This window comes from Mesorhizobium sp. WSM4821 (assembly GCF_055901555.1).
In genome coordinates this window covers 18,382-36,473 of sequence record NZ_CM148371.1, presented here as the reverse complement: position 1 = coordinate 36,473, position 18,092 = coordinate 18,382, and the positions used below count along the sequence as shown (strand labels likewise).

At 60.0% G+C, this 18,092-nt stretch carries 15 protein-coding genes, 1 pseudogene and 1 riboswitch; of the genes and pseudogenes, 4 read left to right on the top strand and 12 right to left on the bottom strand.

Annotated elements, in window-relative coordinates; genetic code table 11:
• Nucleotides 1-145: 145 nt before the first annotated feature.
• From tdh to AC0NID_RS00100, 10 genes and pseudogenes are all read right to left on the bottom strand, one after another.
• Nucleotides 146-1,180, bottom strand: coding sequence for an L-threonine 3-dehydrogenase (tdh, locus tag AC0NID_RS00145; RefSeq protein ID WP_473458603.1), 1,035 nt, complete (start codon nt 1,178-1,180; stop codon nt 146-148).
• A gap of 648 nt (nt 1,181-1,828) precedes the next feature.
• A pseudogene (gene metE / locus AC0NID_RS00140) lies at nt 1,829-4,164 on the bottom strand (5-methyltetrahydropteroyltriglutamate--homocysteine S-methyltransferase).
• 115 nt (nt 4,165-4,279) lie between these two features.
• Nucleotides 4,280-4,479, bottom strand: a riboswitch (cobalamin riboswitch).
• 382 nt (nt 4,480-4,861) lie between these two features.
• A complete protein-coding gene (locus AC0NID_RS00135; protein WP_473458601.1) occupies nt 4,862-5,854 on the bottom strand; it encodes an adenosine kinase in 993 nt (330 codons plus the stop codon).
• A 107-nt stretch (nt 5,855-5,961) separates the two neighbouring features.
• Nucleotides 5,962-7,140 carry a methionine adenosyltransferase gene (gene metK / locus AC0NID_RS00130; RefSeq protein WP_473458599.1) on the bottom strand — a complete coding sequence of 393 codons (1,179 nt, stop codon included), beginning with the start codon at nt 7,138-7,140 and terminating at the stop codon, nt 5,962-5,964.
• A 54-nt stretch (nt 7,141-7,194) separates the two neighbouring features.
• Nucleotides 7,195-8,532: a serine hydroxymethyltransferase gene (locus AC0NID_RS00125; protein ID WP_473458648.1), complete on the bottom strand. Its 1,338-nt coding sequence runs from the start codon at nt 8,530-8,532 to the stop codon at nt 7,195-7,197.
• 30 nt (nt 8,533-8,562) lie between these two features.
• On the bottom strand, nt 8,563-8,910 hold the full coding sequence (locus tag AC0NID_RS00120; protein ID WP_473458646.1) for an ArsR/SmtB family transcription factor: 348 nt from the start codon (nt 8,908-8,910) through the stop codon (nt 8,563-8,565).
• A gap of 815 nt (nt 8,911-9,725) precedes the next feature.
• Nucleotides 9,726-10,973 (bottom strand): type II toxin-antitoxin system HipA family toxin, encoded by a 1,248-nt coding sequence (locus AC0NID_RS00115; RefSeq protein ID WP_473458597.1) that lies wholly within the window; start codon nt 10,971-10,973, stop codon nt 9,726-9,728.
• Nucleotides 10,966-11,301, bottom strand: a complete 336-nt coding sequence (locus tag AC0NID_RS00110) for a helix-turn-helix domain-containing protein (RefSeq protein WP_473458595.1) — start codon at nt 11,299-11,301, stop codon at nt 10,966-10,968. Before AC0NID_RS00110 ends, AC0NID_RS00115 begins: the two co-directional genes overlap by 8 nt.
• Nucleotides 11,302-11,528: 227 nt before the next feature.
• Nucleotides 11,529-11,669: a hypothetical protein gene (locus tag AC0NID_RS00105; protein ID WP_473458593.1), complete on the bottom strand. Its 141-nt coding sequence runs from the start codon at nt 11,667-11,669 to the stop codon at nt 11,529-11,531.
• Nucleotides 11,670-11,800: 131 nt separating this feature from the next.
• Entirely contained in the window at nt 11,801-12,709 is a 909-nt protein-coding gene (locus AC0NID_RS00100) for a BRCT domain-containing protein (protein ID WP_473458591.1), read from the bottom strand.
• 612 nt (nt 12,710-13,321) lie between these two features.
• On the opposite strand from AC0NID_RS00100, the gene AC0NID_RS00095 reads away from it, so the two are divergent.
• Nucleotides 13,322-13,615: a hypothetical protein gene (locus AC0NID_RS00095; RefSeq protein WP_473458589.1), complete on the top strand. Its 294-nt coding sequence runs from the start codon at nt 13,322-13,324 to the stop codon at nt 13,613-13,615.
• Nucleotides 13,616-13,997: 382 nt separating this feature from the next.
• On the opposite strand, the gene AC0NID_RS00090 is transcribed toward AC0NID_RS00095, so the two are convergent.
• Entirely contained in the window at nt 13,998-14,327 is a 330-nt protein-coding gene (locus AC0NID_RS00090; RefSeq protein ID WP_473458587.1) for a helix-turn-helix domain-containing protein, read from the bottom strand.
• 64 nt (nt 14,328-14,391) lie between these two features.
• A complete protein-coding gene (locus tag AC0NID_RS00085; protein WP_473458586.1) occupies nt 14,392-14,745 on the bottom strand; it encodes a hypothetical protein in 354 nt (117 codons plus the stop codon).
• Nucleotides 14,746-15,063: 318 nt separating this feature from the next.
• On the opposite strand from AC0NID_RS00085, the gene AC0NID_RS00080 reads away from it, so the two are divergent.
• From AC0NID_RS00080 to AC0NID_RS00070, 3 genes are all read left to right on the top strand, one after another.
• The gene (locus tag AC0NID_RS00080) at nt 15,064-15,408 is read left to right on the top strand and encodes a hypothetical protein (RefSeq protein ID WP_473458584.1); all 345 of its coding nucleotides are present in this window, start codon (nt 15,064-15,066) and stop codon (nt 15,406-15,408) included.
• A gap of 403 nt (nt 15,409-15,811) precedes the next feature.
• A complete protein-coding gene (locus AC0NID_RS00075; RefSeq protein WP_473458583.1) occupies nt 15,812-16,408 on the top strand; it encodes a DUF6088 family protein in 597 nt (198 codons plus the stop codon).
• A 96-nt stretch (nt 16,409-16,504) separates the two neighbouring features.
• Nucleotides 16,505-17,434, top strand: a complete 930-nt coding sequence (locus tag AC0NID_RS00070; protein ID WP_473458582.1) for a nucleotidyl transferase AbiEii/AbiGii toxin family protein — start codon at nt 16,505-16,507, stop codon at nt 17,432-17,434.
• Nucleotides 17,435-18,092 lie beyond the last annotated feature (658 nt).

Below are 18,092 nucleotides of genomic sequence, written 5' to 3'. Positions count from 1 at the left end.
TCGTCCGATTGGGCCACCTACGTCGCCGACCATTCGGCTCACGTTGGAGGGGAGCCATTGCACCAGCCAGCTCCCAGGCGAGGAGATCGCCGACAGCCAGGCGGTGTCCCGTCACCACCTTCGCAAAGTTAAGCCGGCCATCGCCCTACCAGTCCATCACCACCTTGCCGGAACTGCCGCTGCGCATCGCATCGAAGCCGGCCTGAAAATCGTCGATGCCGATGCGGTGGGTGATCAGGCCGGAGACATCCAGCGGGCCCTGCACAAGCGCGATCATCTTGTACCAGGTTTCGAACATCTCGCGGCCGTAGATGCCCTTGAGATGCAGCATCTTGAAAATGACCTTGTTCCAGTCGATCTCGAAGCCGGTTGGCGCGATGCCCAGAATGGCGATCTTGCCGCCATTGTTCATGGTGTCGATCATGTCGCGGAAAGCGGGGGCGGCGCCCGACATTTCGAGGCCGACGTCGAACCCCTCTGTCATGCCGAGCACCGGCATGACGTCGCGCAGCTTTTCCTTCGAGGCGTCAACGACATGCTGGACGCCGAGCTTTTTCGCCAGCGCCAGCCGCAGCGGGTTGATGTCGGTGATGACCACTTTGCGCGCGCCGACGCATTGCGCGACGAGCGCGCCCATGATGCCGATCGGCCCGGCGCCGGTGACCAGCACATCTTCGCCAACCAGATCGAAGGAGAGTGCGGTGTGGACGGCATTGCCCAGCGGGTCGAAGATCGCGGCGATCTCGTCGGGCACATCATCGGGGATCGGCACGACATTGTGCTGCGGGATCGCCAGATACTCGCCGAAGGCGCCAGGACGGTTGACGCCGACGCCGAGCGTGTTGCGGCACAGATGCCCTCGCCCGGCGCCACAGTTGCGGCAATGGCCGCAGACGATGTGGCCTTCGCCCGATACACGCTGGCCGACCTTGTATTCGGTGACCGCTGCGCCGAAATCGGCAACGGTGCCGACGAATTCATGGCCCGTCACCATCGGCACCGGCACCGTCTTCTGCGCCCACTGGTCCCAATTGTAGATGTGCACGTCGGTGCCGCAGATCGCCGTCTTCTTGATCTTGATCAGCACGTCGTTTGGGCCGATCTCCGGCACCGGCACCTCTTCCATCCAGATGCCCGGTTCGGCCTTGGCCTTCACCAGCGCCTTCATCATGTTCGACATTAGATGCTCCTTACACCTTGATTGGTTCCACTCCTCGCCACTCCTCGGTAGCTACACAACGGAAAGGTAGGCTCGGAGAGCACACCTGAGATCTTTGGGCCGATCGGAATGCCGACGGGGGCCTTTGTGTCAAAGCAACACTCCACGGCGAGCCGTGCGCGTGAAAAGCTCTGTTCCAGCGAACCTCAGCAAAAGCGGAGCACACGCCGTGCCAGATGCAGCCAGCTTCAATTCAAGCGATGAGGAATGGTCGCAGCTTGCGGCTGGGCGGTATGGCTATTTGTCGATGCCCGCCAAATGCGACGCATATCCTTTGATATAGACACTCTGGATGGTCAACCTCGCCGCCGATTTGTCGATGGTGCCGGTGCACAGGCGGCATCTGCAAGCGTTGATCCCTCGCGTCTGTCGGCCGCTGGCCCTGTTAGGCAGAAGCTCACGGACAAAACCGCCTTCCTTCGTGGTCGAAATCACCCGTCCGGGGACTAAGCGGCTTCCCAGATCCTGCCCCGGCGCTGAGCCGTCGTGCCGACCTTCGGCTGGACGACAAGGGTGGGGACTCGCACGCGTCGACCGATGTCTTCGCGGCTTTCGATGCCGTCCTTTCTGCCTCAAATTATGCGCGAGGCCCGCGGGCCAAATGTTTGGTCACAGTGGCTCGGCGGCCCGCGCCTGCGCTTTCTCCCGTAGCGCGCATGCTGCGGCGACCATGTTGATGAGGGCAGGGCGGACCTCTTCCCATTTCCTTGTTTTGAGGCCGCAGTCCGGATTCACCCACAGTTGGCCGTCCGACAGTCGCTCGCGAGCAAGTTGGGCGAGATGCAAAATCTCGCCGATCTCGGGGACACGTGGCGAGTGAATGTCGTAGACGCCGGGACCGATTTCGTTCGGATATTTCGACTTGGTGAAGGCGTCCAGCAGTTCCATTTTGGAGCGCCACGTCTCGATTGAAATCACGTCCGCGTCCAGTTCAGCGATCGAGTCGATGATCTCATTGAACTCCGAATAGCACATGTGGGTGTGAATTTGGGTCGCGTCCTCTACACCCGTCGAGGCGAGCCGGAAGCATTCGACAGCCCAGCCGAGATAATGTTTCCAATCGGACGTCCGCAGGGGTAAGCCTTCGCGAAACGCGGCCTCATCGATCTGGATCACCCTTGCGCCAGCTCTTTCGAGGTCGGCCACTTCATCGCGGATAGCGAGTGCGATCTGGCGGCAGACCTCGGCGCGGGGTACGTCGTCGCGCACAAAAGACCAGTTAAGAAATCGTCACTGGACCAGTGAGCATGCCCTTCACCGGCTTTTTCGTCAGCGACTGGGCAAATTGCCACCAGAAGACCGTCATCGGATTGGGCCGCGATACGTCGCCGAAGATGATGGGAGGGCGCACGAGTCGGGAGCCATAACTTTGCACCCAGCCATGCTGGGTGAAGGCGAGGCCGGACAGCTGCTCGCCGAAATGCTGCACCATGTCGTTGCGTTCGAACTCGCCATGTACCAGCACGTCCAGCCCGATCTCCTCCTGCCAGCGGACCGCCGCCTCGGTCTCCTTCTTCAGAAAGGCCTGGTAGTCGATATAGCTCAGTCGGCCCTTCGCATGAGCGGAGCGCGCCCTGCGCACCTCGGGCGTTTGCGGGAAGGACCCGATGGTCGTCGTCGGGAACAGCGGCAGGGCGAGCGTGTCAGCCTGGACTCTCGAGCGCTTGGCAAATGCGCTCTTTCGTTGCTTCATGGCGCCGTCAATGCTGCTGACGCGCCCGCGGACGAGCGGATCGTGGGCCTTTGTCGACATTGCGCGCGCGGCGGCCGCCTCATCAGAAGCCTTCAGCTTGTTACGGCCTCCCTGCCTTCGGACAAGGCTTGGGCCAGCACGAGCAGCTCTTCAGTCTTCTGGGCGGCGAATGCCAGCCACGAACGGACGTCTACATCGAGCGCGGTCTCCATCCGCAGGTCCATCGGCACGTGAAGCATCGAGCAGGAAGGCGCAATTTCGACACGGTCCAGCGGCCAACCGGCGATGACCGGCTTGATGCCGTCGAGAATGGCGGTCAGGTTCGCGCGCCAGACATTGCGGCCGTCGATCAGGCCAAGTGAGAGCACCAGATCCTTCGGTGCGAGCCGACCAACCGTCTCCAACTGCTCGGGAGCGCGCACGAGGTCGAGATGCAGCCCCGCCAGGCTCAGCGAAAGCGCGGTCTCGAGATTGTTTCCTAGCGGCCCGAAATAGGTAGCCAGCATAATTTTCACCTTGGGCGCGGCTTTCGACAGCTGCCCGTAGGTGAATTCGAAGGCAGCTCGTTCGTTCGGGTTGAGATCGAGCACAAGCGCCGGCTCGTCTGCACCCAGTCGGCCCCCGAGAGCTCCAGCCTCTGCAGGAGTTGCTCGTAGACCGGCAGCAGGCGCGGTAGCAGCGCTATGGGATTGAAGCCCTGGTCGGGAGACTTCGCCAGCTTGAGGAAGGTCACCGGTCCAAGGATGACCGGGCGTGTATGGATGCCGAGCTCTTTTGCCTCCAGAAAGTGATCGACTGGTTTCGTCGCCGAGAGGGCGAAGGTCTGATCGTCGCCAAGCTCCGGCACGAGGTAGTAGTTGGTGTCGAACCATTTGGTCATTTCCATCGCGGTCACGCGCTGCCCCTGAACTGCATGCCCGTGACTGGCGTGTCCGCACCCCGCGCTATCGCCCTGCGTCCCGCGCGCCATCGCGAAGTAGATGTCAAGCGGGACCTCGCCGCCCGTCCAGCCGTAACGAGCTGGGACGGCGCCGACCATTGCTGCGGTGTCGAGCACATGGTCATACAGTGAGAAATCGTTCGACGGGATTTTCGACACGCCGCGGGCGTGCTGCTCGCTCCATCTGGCGGCACGCAGTGCCTTCGCCGTCGCCAGAAGGTTGGCAGCAGACGATTTTCCGGACCAGTAGCTTTCGAGCGCGAATTTCAGTTCACGCCGGCGACCGATACGCGGCACGCCAAGCGTTGCTATGGGAACTTGCTGGGAGACATTCATTCCATACCCCGATGGTTGGGGCCGGGACAAGGAAGGCGCTGGCAGGCCGGCATCAACGCCGAGCTGCCGCGACCACCAGACACCCCGCCCGCGGACGTTGTTCGTCGTGACAGGTCTCCTGACTCGCGGGTCACAGCCTCTGCCACGTCTTCCGGGGCAGTTCGCCCCAGTGACATTGATGGGTTTGGCTCGCCGCTTACAGTTGCGGGGGCAGCGTAGGCATTGCACCGGCTCCCCTCTTAGCTCCGCTACGGCAACGCCTTGCGGAGAACCACGACATGCGGACAATCGCAGTAGCCCACTTTCTTGTCAATTTCGTATAAACAAATGTATATGTGTTTATGTGAATTGTTAGCCTGCGGCGTGTTTCCAAGTCGCCGTCGAGCTGAGCCTTCTGCGCGACTCTCCGGTGTTTGCAGACTGTGGCTCGGCCCTCGGGCAATCTGCCTTTTGTACGATCCGGTCTCAAACGACTTCGTCAAAATGGCGCGTGTTGGCCATTCGTGATCGGACGGCAGTGCTGGTCGAAGTGCGACAACGTTCCTGAGCCTCAACAATCAGTAATTTTGGAAAAAAACCGGCATCCTTCTCGGGCTGGTACGTTCGATTTACACGCGCTTGTCTGGACAGCCTGCACAACGGAAGGTGGGCTATACGTGGCCGAAAAGCCGCCTTACAGCAACCCAGTCTGCTCAGCCTCGCGGCGCAGATTCTGCCGTGGCCTGGGGCCGATCTGCTGGATCACCAAGCCGGCCGCCAGTGAGCCAAGATCGCCGCAAGTCTGCAGGTCGCGGCCTTGCGTGTAGCCATGCAGGAAGCCGGCGGCATAGAGATCGCCGGCGCCCGTCGTGTCGACCAGTTCCTTGATGGCGGTCGCCTGGATGACCACGGTCTCGTCGCCGCGCACGATCACCGAGCCTTTTTCCGAGCGGGTCACGGCGGCGATCCGGCAATCCTTGCGGATCTGCGCCAGCGCCTCGTCGAAGGACGACGTCTGGTAGAGCGACTTGATCTCGTGGCTGTTGGCAAAGACGATATCGACCGTGCCCGAACGCATCAGCTCAAGGAATTCGTCGCGGTAGCGGTCGACGCAGAACGAATCCGACAGGGTCATCGACACTTCGCGGCCTGCTGCGTGCGCCAGCTTCGCCGTCTGGCGGATTGCCTCCTTGGCGCGCGGCGGATCCCACAGGTAGCCTTCGAAATAGGTGACCTTGGCGCCAGACGCCTTGTCGGCTTCGACATCCTCAGGGCCAAGCTCGACACAGGCGCCGAGATAGGTGTTCATCGAGCGCTCGCCGTCGGGCGTGACGAAGATCATCGAGCGCGCCGTCGGCGGCTCACCCTCGAGCGGCGTGGTGTCGAAGGCGACGCCCTGCGCATGGATGTCGTGGGCGTAGATTTCGCCCAGCGCATCGTTGGAGACCTTGCCAAAGAAAGCGGCGCGGCCTCCGAAGCTGGCGACGCCGGCCGCCGTGTTGCCGGCGCTGCCGCCGGAGGCCTCGATCGCCGGGCCCATGCGGCTGTAGAGCAGCTCGGCGCGCTGTGTGTCGATGAGGTTCATCGCGCCCTTGATGATGCCGTTGGTCTCGAGGAATTCCTCGTCGCACTGGGCGATGATGTCGACAATGGCATTGCCGATGCAAAGCACGTCATAATCCGGCATCAAAATCTCCGCCAAAACCCGAGCCGGCTTTTTGCCACGCCGGGGCCGGCCTGTTTTGGCCAGTTTGGAATGGGTCGCCCTATGCCGACGCATCCAATACCGGTGCATCACGCAGCTGCCGGTCCTGCCTCTCGCAAAAGATCGTCAGCTCTGTCCGTCTTTTCCCAGGTGAACTCCGGCTCTTCGCGGCCGAAGTGTCCGTATGTAGCGGTCTTGCGGTAAATCGGCCGTAAGAGATCAAGCGCCTTGATAATGCCTTTCGGCCGGAGATCGAAAAGCTCAAGGACGGCGTGCTCGATCCTCTTTTCATCAATCTTCGCGGTTCCGAATGTATTGACGAGGACTGACACCGGTGCGGCCACACCGATCGCATAAGCAAGCTGAACCTCGCAGACCTCCGCAAGTCCGCTGGCAACGACGTTTTTTGCGACGTACCGCGCCGCATAGGCGGCCGATCGATCGACCTTCGACGGGTCCTTGCCCGAAAAGGCACCGCCGCCGTGACGTCCCATACCGCCGTAGGAATCGACGATGATCTTGCGGCCGGTAAGCCCGCAATCGCCGCGCGGCCCACCGACCACGAACCGGCCTGTTGGATTCACCAGGAATCTTATCCCCTTCGTATCCAGGTCGTCGTGAGGCAAGACCGGCCTTATGATCTCCTCAATGACGCCTTCGCGCACCGTGGCTTGTGAGACCTCCTCGTCATGCTGCGTCGACAGGACTATGGTATCAAGCGCTACCGGGCGCAAACCCTCATAGCGGACGGACACTTGAGATTTAACGTCTGGGCGAAGCCAGCCAAGGCGTCCGGTTTGGCGCACCTCTGCCTGTTTTTTTGTCAAATCGTGAGCGAGTTGGATTGGCAACGGCATCAATGTTTCGGTCTCGTTGCACGCGTACCCGAACATGAGGCCCTGATCCCCCGCTCCCTGCTCGAGATCCTGCCCTCGTCCCTCGTCGACCCCCTGGCTGATGTCAGGCGACTGCTCGGTCAAGGCCAAGATCACGGCGCAACGCCGGCCGTCAAAGCCGATCGCATCGTCGTCATATCCAATGTCCAAAATGACATTGCGGGCAACTTGGCTGTAGTCGATCTGCGCATGGCTGGTAATCTCGCCAGCCAGAACGACCATCCCTGACTTCACCAACACTTCACAAGCAACTCGGGCCGTAGGATCCCTGCAAAGGATCGCATCAAGCACGCCATCTGAGATATTGTCGGCCATCTTGTCGGGATGCCCCGCGCCGACGGATTCGGAAGAGAACACGAATTGTCTGGTCATGGAATGTCCTCGCTTCAAACGGTGGAATTGGATGTGACAGTTGATCCGGCCGCCTTACCTGTCGGAGATGCCAGGCACGTCGAACGCAGCGCAGAAGTCGGCAACGTCTCTGCGCACGCGGGCATGGACGTCCGAATCATCGGGCTGGCGGCAAACCAGGTCGATGAAGGCTGCAATCTGCACCATCTCCGCCTCGCGCATCCCCACCGATGTCACTGCTGGCGTGCCTAGCCGAATGCCGCTGGTGAGCGCGGGATGGCGCCGGTCGCCCGGCACCATGTTGAAATTCGTAATGATACCTGCTTGCGACAAGCGCTCGGCATAGGCTTTCCCCGACAGCGGCCGGTCCCTAAGATCAAGGATCAGCATGTGATTGTCAGTGCCCCCCGTGACGAGTTCATAACCTCGCTCCAGAAGGGCCTGGGCCAGAGCCTTGGCGTTGTGGACGATCTGCTGACCGTACACACGGAAGGATGCATTCCCTGCTTCGTGCAGAGCGACAGCTAGCGCGGCAATCGTATTCATGTGAGGTCCGCCCTGGAGGAGAGGGAACACGGCACGGTCTATGCGTTTGGCCAGATTGTGTTTGCTCTTGGAATGGTAGAGCGCCTGATAGCGGTCTTCATTCTTTGACAAGATGAAACCACCGCGGGGGCCGCGGATCGATTTGTGAGAGGTGCTGGTGACAACATCGCAATGGCCAACGGGATTCGGATGCACTCCTGCGACAATGAGGCCGCTGATGTGGGCGATGTCGGCTACCAGATAGGAGTTCACCTCCGAAGCAATGTCGGCCATTGCCTCATAGTCAAAGATGCGCGGATAAGCAGTTCCGCCGACCCAAATGAGCTTCGGTCGTTCCCGTTTGGCTATCTCGCGCAAGCGGTCAAGGTCAATCTGCTGTGTCTTTTCGTGGAGCCCGTACGGAGCTCGCTGATAGTCAGTGCCGGAGAAGTTTACGGCCCAACCGTGCGTCAGATGCCCCCCGCCGGGAAGGGTCAATCCCATCATCTTGTCTCCCGGACACAACAGCGCTCGACAGACAGCCTGATTGGCCGGCGAGCCGGAATAAGGCTGCACGTTGGCGTGTTCACAGCCGAATAGCGCCTTCAATCGCTCAATGGCGAGGTTCTCAAGCTCATCGACAATCTCGTTTCCGGTGTAGTAGCGCGCGCCGGGATATCCCTCGGCATACTTGTTGGTGAAAATAGACCCGGTCGCTTCCAGCACCGCGGAGGACGCGAAGTTCTCGGAGGCGATAAGTTTGAGGGTCGTCCGCTCCTGGCGCTCCTGTCTTAAAAGCAGCTCGTGAACGCGAGAATCTGCGACCGCCAGGTGAGGCCACTCGCAAGTGTCAAGCTCCGCGATGGCGCCGCCAGTCGAATTATCCATATCAGCTTCGCGCTCCATTGGGACTAAGTTTCAGGACAAGCAGGCGGTCACCTTGGACCGCCCGCCCTGTATCGCCTCCAGGCGCTGTAGGTCTTGTCTGTGATGGCCATCGCCGTGGGGCAGGAGATCAACCAACAATTGAACCAAGCCGCCTTCCGAGCCTCCTGCTTCGAGGTGGTACGAAGGCCAGGGGCGCTGTTCGTTGCCGAGAAGAAAGCCGGCTCTGGCGAGCTGGCGAACGTGTGCGACCACGTGCTCGCGAGACAGGCTCAGAATTTCTGCTAGCTCGCAGACGGTTAGGTCCGCATGCGCACAAAGTCCCAGGATTCGAAGTCGATCAAGATGAGCCGCGGCCTTTAGGCGCCTGACCAGTGTCATCATCGGCCGGCACTCCTTGTATTGACTTCCTCCATTTGGCGTTCTCCCACGCTTTCAGAGGCAATCTTGCCGTCCCGACGAGGTGAATACGCCCGACCGCATCGCAGATTGCTTCCGATACATCTCCTCGACCAAGGCAAATGCTCCCTCCGGCTCTGCTTTGGTCGGGCCACGGCGCCACGGTCTCGACCCGCGGCCCAAGTGATTGGCTCAAGGTACATATTCTCAGCGGTTTAGAGTGCAAAAAGTCCGCGATTTTCTTTGAAGAATCTGTTGCGTCGCGTGCATTCCGGCGTTGAGGCCTCAGGAGATCTTCACCGAGGTTCTTGCGCAGGCGGCGAGGCGACTCGCTTACTGCTGGACCCGCTTGTGTTGGATCTCGCCGCTGCCGCCCCTAGGATATCACGGCATGTTGCTGTCGCGTTCATTTCGAGAGCGGGCTTAGTGATACAAATCTTCGGATAACTATGTCAAACTCCGAGGTGTTGTACCTAGCCTGAAACCCCGCCCGGCCGCCATATTGCCCCCCCATCAGCCGGAATCTGGGTCTGTTTGGGTCGAGGCGGCCGCCATTTTGTCCTAAAGGCGCGGCCTTCCCCGGCATATCGAAATCGGTTCCCGGAAGATGAAGGGCGTACCCGCGCCGGTTGGCGTCAACAGCGCGTCCAGGATTGGACTACGCGCCATATGCAGCCCCTGGCGTCTGCAACACTTCGCGAATCCCAGCGTCCTCGATCTCCGAGACGTCGAGGTCGACGGTCGCGCCCGTGACGGGCTGAATGCTGGCGGATCGAAATTGTGCAGGAAGGTCCTCGTCATAGCGCCAGCGCCCGCTTGAGATCGTCATGCTCGAAAGCGCTGGCCATGCGGCTGATCTCCACCGATCGAGCGCCGACCGCCTTGGCTGTATCGCGCCAGGTCGCGGTCACGCTCGCGACCTCTTTGATAATCGCGCGGGCCTGCGGCAGGGTGAGCGCGAAAAATATCGACGCGGCTTCAAGCAGATCGAGCGAACAGGTCCCCTCGTCGAGATCGATGTTCGTGGTCAGCACCCGCGCCTTGAGATCGGTCGGAACGGGATTTAGGTCGTATGCCGGCGAGAGAGACCACCCCGCCTTTCCCAGCCACAGGAAACCGTGATTGCGGAGGTGGTCGTCGACATTGGAAATCAGCACATTGAAGACGACCCGCCAATAGAGGGCGTGCGCGTCCGCCTTTCCCTGAGCGCCGTGTTGAGCAAGGGCGTCGACGATCTCCGGATAGCTGCCGCTCTCGCCGTCCTTGGCGCCCGTCATCGCCATCGCCGACAGGAACGGGATGCGGATCGCACCGTTACGATCGAAGCGTCGCGACAACATGACGGGCTTGCCGGCGACCTCGATCAGCTCGTGTTGAGGCGTGGCAATACCTGCCTGGCCAGCTAGCCGCAGCGCGATCTCTTCCCAGGTCTCCATACTGTAATCATCGGTCTCCTTCGGGAATTTCGCTATGGAGAGGTGACCATGTTGGTCGATGACCGACGCCTTCGGTCGGGCACCGCCAAGGGAGGAGCCTGGGGCAAAGATGAGCTGCAAGTCTTCATCCGTTTCCTCGTCCCGGAGGATACGTTCGGTGATCTGGAGCAACCGGCCAAGTTCGATTAAAGCAGGAATGCCCGTGCGGATCGGCGCTTGGAAAATCTCTTCGCCGACCCAGCGGAAGCGGAGCGCGCCAAGCCGCGTCTCGTCGGCGACGCTGAGCAGGTAGTCGCTTTCTACAAGCGTGCGAACCGCGCGGCCTTCTCGGTCGGCGAGGCGGCGTTCGGCGCGCTGCATGAGGCGACGGCCCCAGGTATCCGGCGCTGAGTCGCCGATGGAGCCGAAAGTCGCAAGACCGGCAGGAGGGGCGAAGGCTCCGCGGGTCAGAGCAAGAGCTGGCTCCAGCGAGAAGCGGTCCGGATCCTCAAGCCATGCGCCGTCATACTCGAAGAGGATGGTCTCGGTGCCCCGGACGCGATTGCTCCTCGACAGTCCTATCGGTCGTGTGCGGCCGCCCAAATCGATATGGACCTCGAAGTCAGCCACCGTGGGACGATCCGGTTGGCCGCTTGAGGTGCACATGCTTGGGCAGGTCCGCACTGGCGAGCGCCTGACCGACGCTGTCGTTGCTGATGTCGGCGACCTGGCTCAGGCCGTCGAGGAGGCCGAGCGCCTGCAGAACGCCCGCGTAAATGCCGACGCTGACGTTGGTGTCGCCGGCTTCGACCCTTTGCAGCGTCGAGCGAGACGTGAAGGCGCGCTCGGCTACGACCGCCATCGGCAGCCGTCGGCGTCGACGGGCATCATGGATGTCCTCTCCAAGCTTGCGCAGCGCGCGCCGCACCGCAGCAGGAGGGTTGTGTGGAGTGGGCATTGTGTCACCTTCGCACTACAGATTGGCTCATTGTGTAGCACGAAGATCACAATTTATATAGCCCCTCGAGGGCCTCTTCTCAATAGAGAACAAAGGTTCTGTCTTACCGCCGTCGTGACGGCATAGACTGGAACCTCCGGACGTCAGCGATCGCAGCGACCGTGGTTTTCACGTCAGCGGAACTCGCTGGGCCGACCGTCGACGTGAGTGAAAGGGCCTGTCCTCCGTCAGTATCCGATCGATGGGCAAGTCGCAGACGAGAGAGCGGCCACGATCCGAACGGTCATCTCGGCACTGACAGAGAAATAGCAGCCGAGCGTTGCCGCACGTCGAGCCTCGATTATGCTTCCGGTGAACCAGTGAAGCACAACTGTTCAGAAAAGTATGGCGAGCGCTCAGACCCCCGTATCACGATTCACTAAGGCTCACGTGTTCAACTCCGCGCTTCCGACGCGACCACGCTCTGAAGCTGCACCTCTAATAGGTTTCCCTTTGCCGGTCAGAAACCCAACGCTTTGGCCAGCATCGGTTCAAGAACCAGATGCGGCCGACCTCCTTTTTCGCGAAGCTCCATTGCCCTGATGATCTTCGTGCCTTCGTGGCTGTGCTTCCAGTCCCGAGACGCTTCGGCCGCGACGATGAGGTAGTCGGTCTGGCCGCAGACGGTGTCCTTCCAATCACCGCCGCGTTCGCAAATCATCGCAGCGATTGCCTTTCGCGGGCCGATGGCGAACTTTCCCGTGAGGACGAACATCCGGCTCGGAATCACGAACTGGCTTGCATCCTCCAAGGCGCCGTCAATGACACCCACATTGCCGAAGGTAGGCAGCCCCGTGTCTATCGCGCTGTCGCCGACGAGACGGGCAATCCATCCGCATATGTCTTCTGCCTCGTCGGCGGTTATGCGACCGTCAGCAAAAGACCTTCTAGCAGTTTCTCCGAGAGATGCCACGCGGCTGTCTCTGCGCAGGACCACACTCGAGTCCAACCTGGACAGCAGTTTTTCGACCTCTGCTGGCGTGATGGAGTTGTCGCAGGCGATGCCGGCACAGAATCCGTAGAACTCGTTGACTTGGTCCTTGTCGTCAGCGGCGACAAACTCCCGTGAGCGTATGCCGATTATTGTTTCAAGGACGGCGTAGATCTCTTCGGGCGCGTTACCCCAAATATCCAGATCGCGGATGAGCTCGGCAGCATCATCGTCGCGAAGAAGGGACAGGAACTGCTCAGCTTCGACCCTGAGTGGCGGCATCTCCGCCCACTCGACCCGCTCGCTGGCCATCACGCCCTTCAAGAACCCGAGCCAATACCCCAACGCCTTGCGGTGATTTGCCTGCGCATGGACTCTACCGAGCGCGGCCCCTTCGTGTTCGAGTTTACCGCTCCTTCCGCGGAACACTTCAACCATTGTCGCCCCCCTCGACTCTACTTTTCGATTGTAGCAGAGATCACAACACTCATCTATCCGCCGACCAGACAACGGGTACCGAAATTGGAAGGCTTAATCCCCTTAGCTCCTTGCTTTCGAAATGGCAGGGCCAGGTTGTCGACCCCAGGAACGGCGTTTCGCCCGATCGGCCGACCAAAGAAGACGCTGGACTCACCAAGGATTCAGGCCGCCTGAACCCGGTCCGCTCCGACGCGCTCTGTCCCTCGCTCAGCCGTGCTCGTCCTCAAGGGAACGCTCCGCTCAAGCCCTTGCGGAATGCGCGCGCCTGCGCTTGACGGGACGCGCGACGGCGGCTCCGGGAATCAGGCTTGGTTCCAGACCGCTTCGTGCGGGAACCTAAAGCTCGCAGACCGCCTTTCGCCCACTATGCCGACACTGTTCTGCCCCTGGCGCTACCGTGCTTGTCACCTTTGATTGCATCTGCCGAATTCTCGCGTATCCTGCGGCTGCGCATGTGAGCACAAGGTGGCGCCTGGCGCTTTGACGAGCCACCCCAGCAAGAACCAGCGTCGGCATGGCGACCGAAAATGCTGAGGCAAGAGACCGCCACTCCAGAAGGACAAGTTCGTCATGGATTCCCATCCCGTTATTGCGTCCCTGCCAGTCGCCGGGGCCGACCGTACCGTGCTTATCGAGGCCGCCAACGCCGCGTTCGAAAGAGTCATTGAGCGGATTGAGCCGGCCAACGAGAAGCTGACTCGCACCCTTTGGGACGCCGAGTCCTATATCGATAATGAAATCACGGCAGACATGTTGCCTATTTCCCGGGACGAGGCTGCGTACCTCGTCGACGTGTTCCTGGTGCATCATGTCACCGGACTAGCTGTCGCAGCAGACGAGGAGGCCGCTGAATCCCGGCCGTGAACCTCCCAGGAGGCAGCTGGATCTCCTGCTGCAATCTCGCGGGCCGCGCGATCAATGCAGTGACCTGCGCCGCTACCTCTTCAAGGGTGGCGGTGAGCCGGTTTATCTGCGAGGCGGTGGCGGCCACTTCCGGGCCGTAGCGGTGACGAGATATTCCGGTTCTGGCTAAGGGAGTGAGATGCTTGGCCGTCTTCCCGCGAAGGCGCAGGCCCGCCTCCAGGGCGTGCTCCGTGCGTCTCGACAGGTCGTGCTGCAGTTTGCGGATCTGATTGGGATATGCCCACGATGGTGCAAAGCGCTGTCGGGTTGGAGTTCATTGGCATGCCGAGTAGCCGCGCGATGGAGTGGCCGTTCCGACGGCCTCTCCCCAAGACTTAGACTACTAGGGAGACGGCGCCGCCACTTCGTCCTCCATGTCGAGCGATTTTTCGACTGCCTCCGGATTCCGGGCGATGGTCCAAAGCAGAGTATTCGCCGCTGAATCCGGTTCCGAGCGACCTTGCTCCCAGTTTCGAAGCGTTGCCAGATCGAGGCCATACCTCACGGAGAACGCCTCCTGGGACAGCTTGGTGCTATCCCGAACTTCGCGAACGCTTATCGGCCGCGGCGCATGAACCTTCGCGATCACTCCTGCGGACGAGAGTTCGTCCTTCAGTGCCCGCAGGTCGTCGACGCAAGGAACGGTCACGAACGCCTTGCCCTGATCGACCATCTCCGTGAGAACCGCATGGGCCGTCCTCAGCGGCAGCTGTCTCCTGACGAGAACCCTGGCAGCCTCAGGAGTATTCGCGCCGTGTAGAAAGCTGAGGCTCAGCCGGACGGGAGAGCCTGACGACACCTGGACGACGTCCCGGGTTCGCACCCGTTGTCCGAACCGCTCCATGAACTTCGATGTAGTCGACATTGAGCTTCTCCGCGATCACTCGACCGAGCTTGCGCAATTTGGACCAACCCCATTGGACCTGGGCATCGCCCCCAATATGGAGGTCACGGACAACAAGATGGTTGCTGCCCATCTCCACGTCCGCCAATAGCTGAAGCACGCCATCGGGCGTGACGACATCAAAGAGGAGGCATGGGTCCTCCGAAATTTCAGCGTCCACAATGAGTTCGATATCATCGGGCTTCACACGCGTTCCCTACGCAAATTGCTTATAGAAAGTATGTCAGGTGCTGGCGAGGGTCAAGGCCGCACCGGTCTTCGAATTGGCGCGGTGCTAGCAGTCCCGAATCGCGCCAACTTGGCGCTGCCGGGCGCTCGGAGGAGGTGAAAAACTCACCGCTGCGAGCTTGGCCCGCGAGCGCGTGCGATCCCTCCTTTTGGAGGGCTTCAGCAAAGCAACCTCCGGGGCTGACAACAGCCGCCTTCTATTTGGGGTCTTTGAAAAAACATTGCCTGCTATGTTGTTTAAAATCGTTTTTGTTAAACGGAATTTGCGGAAACCCCGATGACGAAGACGGCTGTACGTATGCGTCGCGGCCAAGGATCCAAGGGCAAGCGGACGAGAACCCTTTCCAAACTGGCCGAGAAATTGCAGATGCGCCGCTTGGCCAGGATTAACGCCGTTCTGCAGAGGGCGGAAGAATCCGGCCTGCGCGCTGAGAAGGACGGCAGGATTGCGGGACGGGTGAGTGCTGATCTCATTAAGATGGCCAAAGCTCGAACTGGATTGACATCTGATGCCGAGCTCGTCGAATTTGCGTTGGCCAATGTGGCTCTGGAAGACGACTTCGGCGAGCCCTTCAGGAAAACACGGGGAACTGTGGATCCGACGCTGAAGCTCGGATTCTGAATTGGCCGATTTCGACTTCGGTGCGGCCGTAAGATGGTCGCGATTTGATTCCCAAAAATCTTTGAGCCGCGGCCCCGACATGGAGCTGCCGATCATCGGCAACCTCGTCGGGCCTGAAGTTGCGGGCGAGGCAGTAATGACTCGACCAACTTCCACAGCCGCCTTACCCGGGATGCCTCATTCATCCGTGCAGGAAGGCTCGAAGACCTGCGGCAGCCTGATCCCGTTCCAAAAGCTCAATGCCAGACGGCGGGTAGGGACAGGCAGGCCGCGTCATAATTTGGGTGGAATATAGCGTCCAGATTTGGGCCATAGCCCATCTTGAACTGTTTCTTTGCAATCAATATGATAAGAGCCAATTCGGTCAGAAACTCGAATCTTCTCTCTGACAGGAGCTAATGCCATGGAAGAGGTCACGCGAGCGGTTCAAATGCGTACGAAAAGAGCCAAGGAAGGTGCTTTGCTCACTTCGAAGGAATTCGTTGGCTCTGGAAACCGTGCGGCAGCCGATCAAGCTCTGAGCAGACTTGCGAAAAAGGGCGAACTGGCGCGCGTCTACAGGGGAATGTACACGCCCTCTAGAAAAACGCCCTATGGATATGTGCTGCCGGAAGCGGAAGCCGTCGTGAAGTCGTACGCCTCGTTGTCAGGTGAGAAGGTCGTCAATTCCGGTGCTACGGCGGCGAACCAGCTGGGCCTGACGACACAAGTTCCGGTTCAAAAAGTCTTTCTCACGACCGGAAAGTCGAAGAACCTGAAACTTGGCCGCCGCACAATACGCCTCAAGCACGCGCCCGCTTGGATCACGAGTCTGCCAAAGAACAGGTCGGGCGAGGCCATCCGGGCAATCGCGCACCTTGGCCGAGCTAACGGTGTCCACTACGCGAAATTGCTCAAGAACAGACTGACCCCCGAGGAATGGACTCGCGTAGTCGCTCTCAAGGCGAAAGTGCCCGCTTGGGTCCATGCGGCGATCTCGAAAGCAGAAAATGAGCGGTGAATCCTTCTTCGATTTGAAACGTAGCCAGCAAAGAACGCTCTTCTGGCCGCTTCGGAAACATTGGGACGCGAGCCGCATATCCTTGAAAAGGACGTCATGGTCGTCGCGACGCTTGACGCTATCTACACATCCGCAGTCAAGGACCTCCTGTATTTCAAAGGGGGAACATCGCTTTCCAAAGTCTATCGGCTGATCGACAGATTCTCTGAAGACTTGGATCTGACCTATGACATGACAAAGTTCCTTGATGGTGGGAACTTTGACGAGGACGGCATTCCTCCGAGCGGATCGCAGGCGAGCAAGCTAACTGAGATGGTCAGGAAGCGCTTGCCGGGGTGGATCAAAGACGAATTCGCTCCGATGATGGCGCGAGCCATGGCCGACAAAGGCATCAAGGTGACCTTGGCCTATAATTCCTCGGAAACGCTCAATGTCGACTTTGAGAGTCGTTTCGATGGTCACTCTTACGTTCGCTCATCGGTTCTTTTGGAGTTCGGCGCTCGGTCCACGGGGCGGCCCGCCGAAGAACACGCAATAGCTTGCGATGCGGCTCAGGCGAACACGGGTCTCGTGTTTCCGACGGCGTCAGTCCACGCGATGGCGGTGGAGCGCACCTTCTGGGAGAAGGCGACAGCGGCTCACGTTTATTGTCTTCAGCAGAACCTCAAGAAAGACCGCTTCTCGAGGCACTGGCACGATCTCCATTACATCTACAAGTCGAAACATTGGGCATCTGCGCTCGAAGACGCGGAGCTCGCGAGGAAGGTCGCGCGCCACAAGTCTTTTTTCTTCAAGGAGAAGGACAAGGACGGCCAGATCGTGGACTACGGCAAGGCGGTCTCCGGCGAGATCGTTATGGTACCTTCTGGCACCGCCTTGAAAGAACTGGAGAAGGACTACCGGATCATGCAGGAAAGCGGCATCACAGCCGCAGACGCGCCGGATTTCGGGGCGGTCGTGCAGAGCTGCAAGGAGATGGAAGTTGCCATCAACAGTGTCTTGGGTTCGGCGGGGAAGAAGGCTTAAACTGTGCAGTGTTGGCTGCTGTCCTTTTGTATGGACGCGCCGGTCACCGTGGCATTGCCGGGAGAAGCATCTAGCCCACGCAACTGCAAACGCTGGTCGGCAGTCCTGAAGCGCGGTTTCATCGCGATGATCTGCTGTCGCTCGACGCGCGCGCTATCTCAACAGCTTGGTGTCAGCTGCAAGAACGGGAATAGATCCTTTGATTTGAAGCTGCGCATGCCCTCCAACAAGAGATGTTGAGCCCGCCAAGCTTCCCAACGCTGCCGTCGGAAGGGCATTTTTGGGACCGCGCGTAACACTGATCGATGTCAGCATTTTTCTATGGCCCAGTCGGCCAGTAAACAAGACTTGACCAGGCACACCGAAAGCAAACGTAATGAACCGCGATGCGAGGCGTGCCGTGCAAGCGCAGGCACAAACGAGAACCAATTGACCGTATTGCGGCAATCAAGGGGACAGGCCTGCGTCCCGGAAACAGACCGCCCGTATTGGCTGCACGTCGACATGATGCGCGCCGACAGGCCAAATATCCAGGAACGCCTGATTGCCCGACCTCAGCCCTGTACTAGGCCGGGCGTGGTCATGATCACGTGACGGACCGCCTCATAATAACGGACATAACCGGTGCAACGACAAATGTGCGGCTCAAGCGCCTGCT

Coding starts and splice junctions, on each gene's coding strand:
- tdh (WP_473458603.1), bottom strand. CDS start 1,180: ATGTCGAACATGATGAAGGCGCTGGTGAAGGCCAAGGCCGAACCGGGC.
- AC0NID_RS00135 (WP_473458601.1), bottom strand. CDS start 5,854: ATGCCGGATTATGACGTGCTTTGCATCGGCAATGCCATTGTCGACATC.
- metK (WP_473458599.1), bottom strand. CDS start 7,140: ATGACCAGACAATTCGTGTTCTCTTCCGAATCCGTCGGCGCGGGGCAT.
- AC0NID_RS00125 (WP_473458648.1), bottom strand. CDS start 8,532: ATGGATAATTCGACTGGCGGCGCCATCGCGGAGCTTGACACTTGCGAG.
- AC0NID_RS00120 (WP_473458646.1), bottom strand. CDS start 8,910: ATGACACTGGTCAGGCGCCTAAAGGCCGCGGCTCATCTTGATCGACTT.
- AC0NID_RS00110 (WP_473458595.1), bottom strand. CDS start 11,301: ATGCCCACTCCACACAACCCTCCTGCTGCGGTGCGGCGCGCGCTGCGC.
- AC0NID_RS00100 (WP_473458591.1), bottom strand. CDS start 12,709: ATGGTTGAAGTGTTCCGCGGAAGGAGCGGTAAACTCGAACACGAAGGG.
- AC0NID_RS00095 (WP_473458589.1), top strand. CDS start 13,322: ATGGATTCCCATCCCGTTATTGCGTCCCTGCCAGTCGCCGGGGCCGAC.
- AC0NID_RS00090 (WP_473458587.1), bottom strand. CDS start 14,327: ATGGTCGATCAGGGCAAGGCGTTCGTGACCGTTCCTTGCGTCGACGAC.
- AC0NID_RS00080 (WP_473458584.1), top strand. CDS start 15,064: ATGACGAAGACGGCTGTACGTATGCGTCGCGGCCAAGGATCCAAGGGC.
- AC0NID_RS00075 (WP_473458583.1), top strand. CDS start 15,812: ATGGAAGAGGTCACGCGAGCGGTTCAAATGCGTACGAAAAGAGCCAAG.
- AC0NID_RS00070 (WP_473458582.1), top strand. CDS start 16,505: ATGGTCGTCGCGACGCTTGACGCTATCTACACATCCGCAGTCAAGGAC.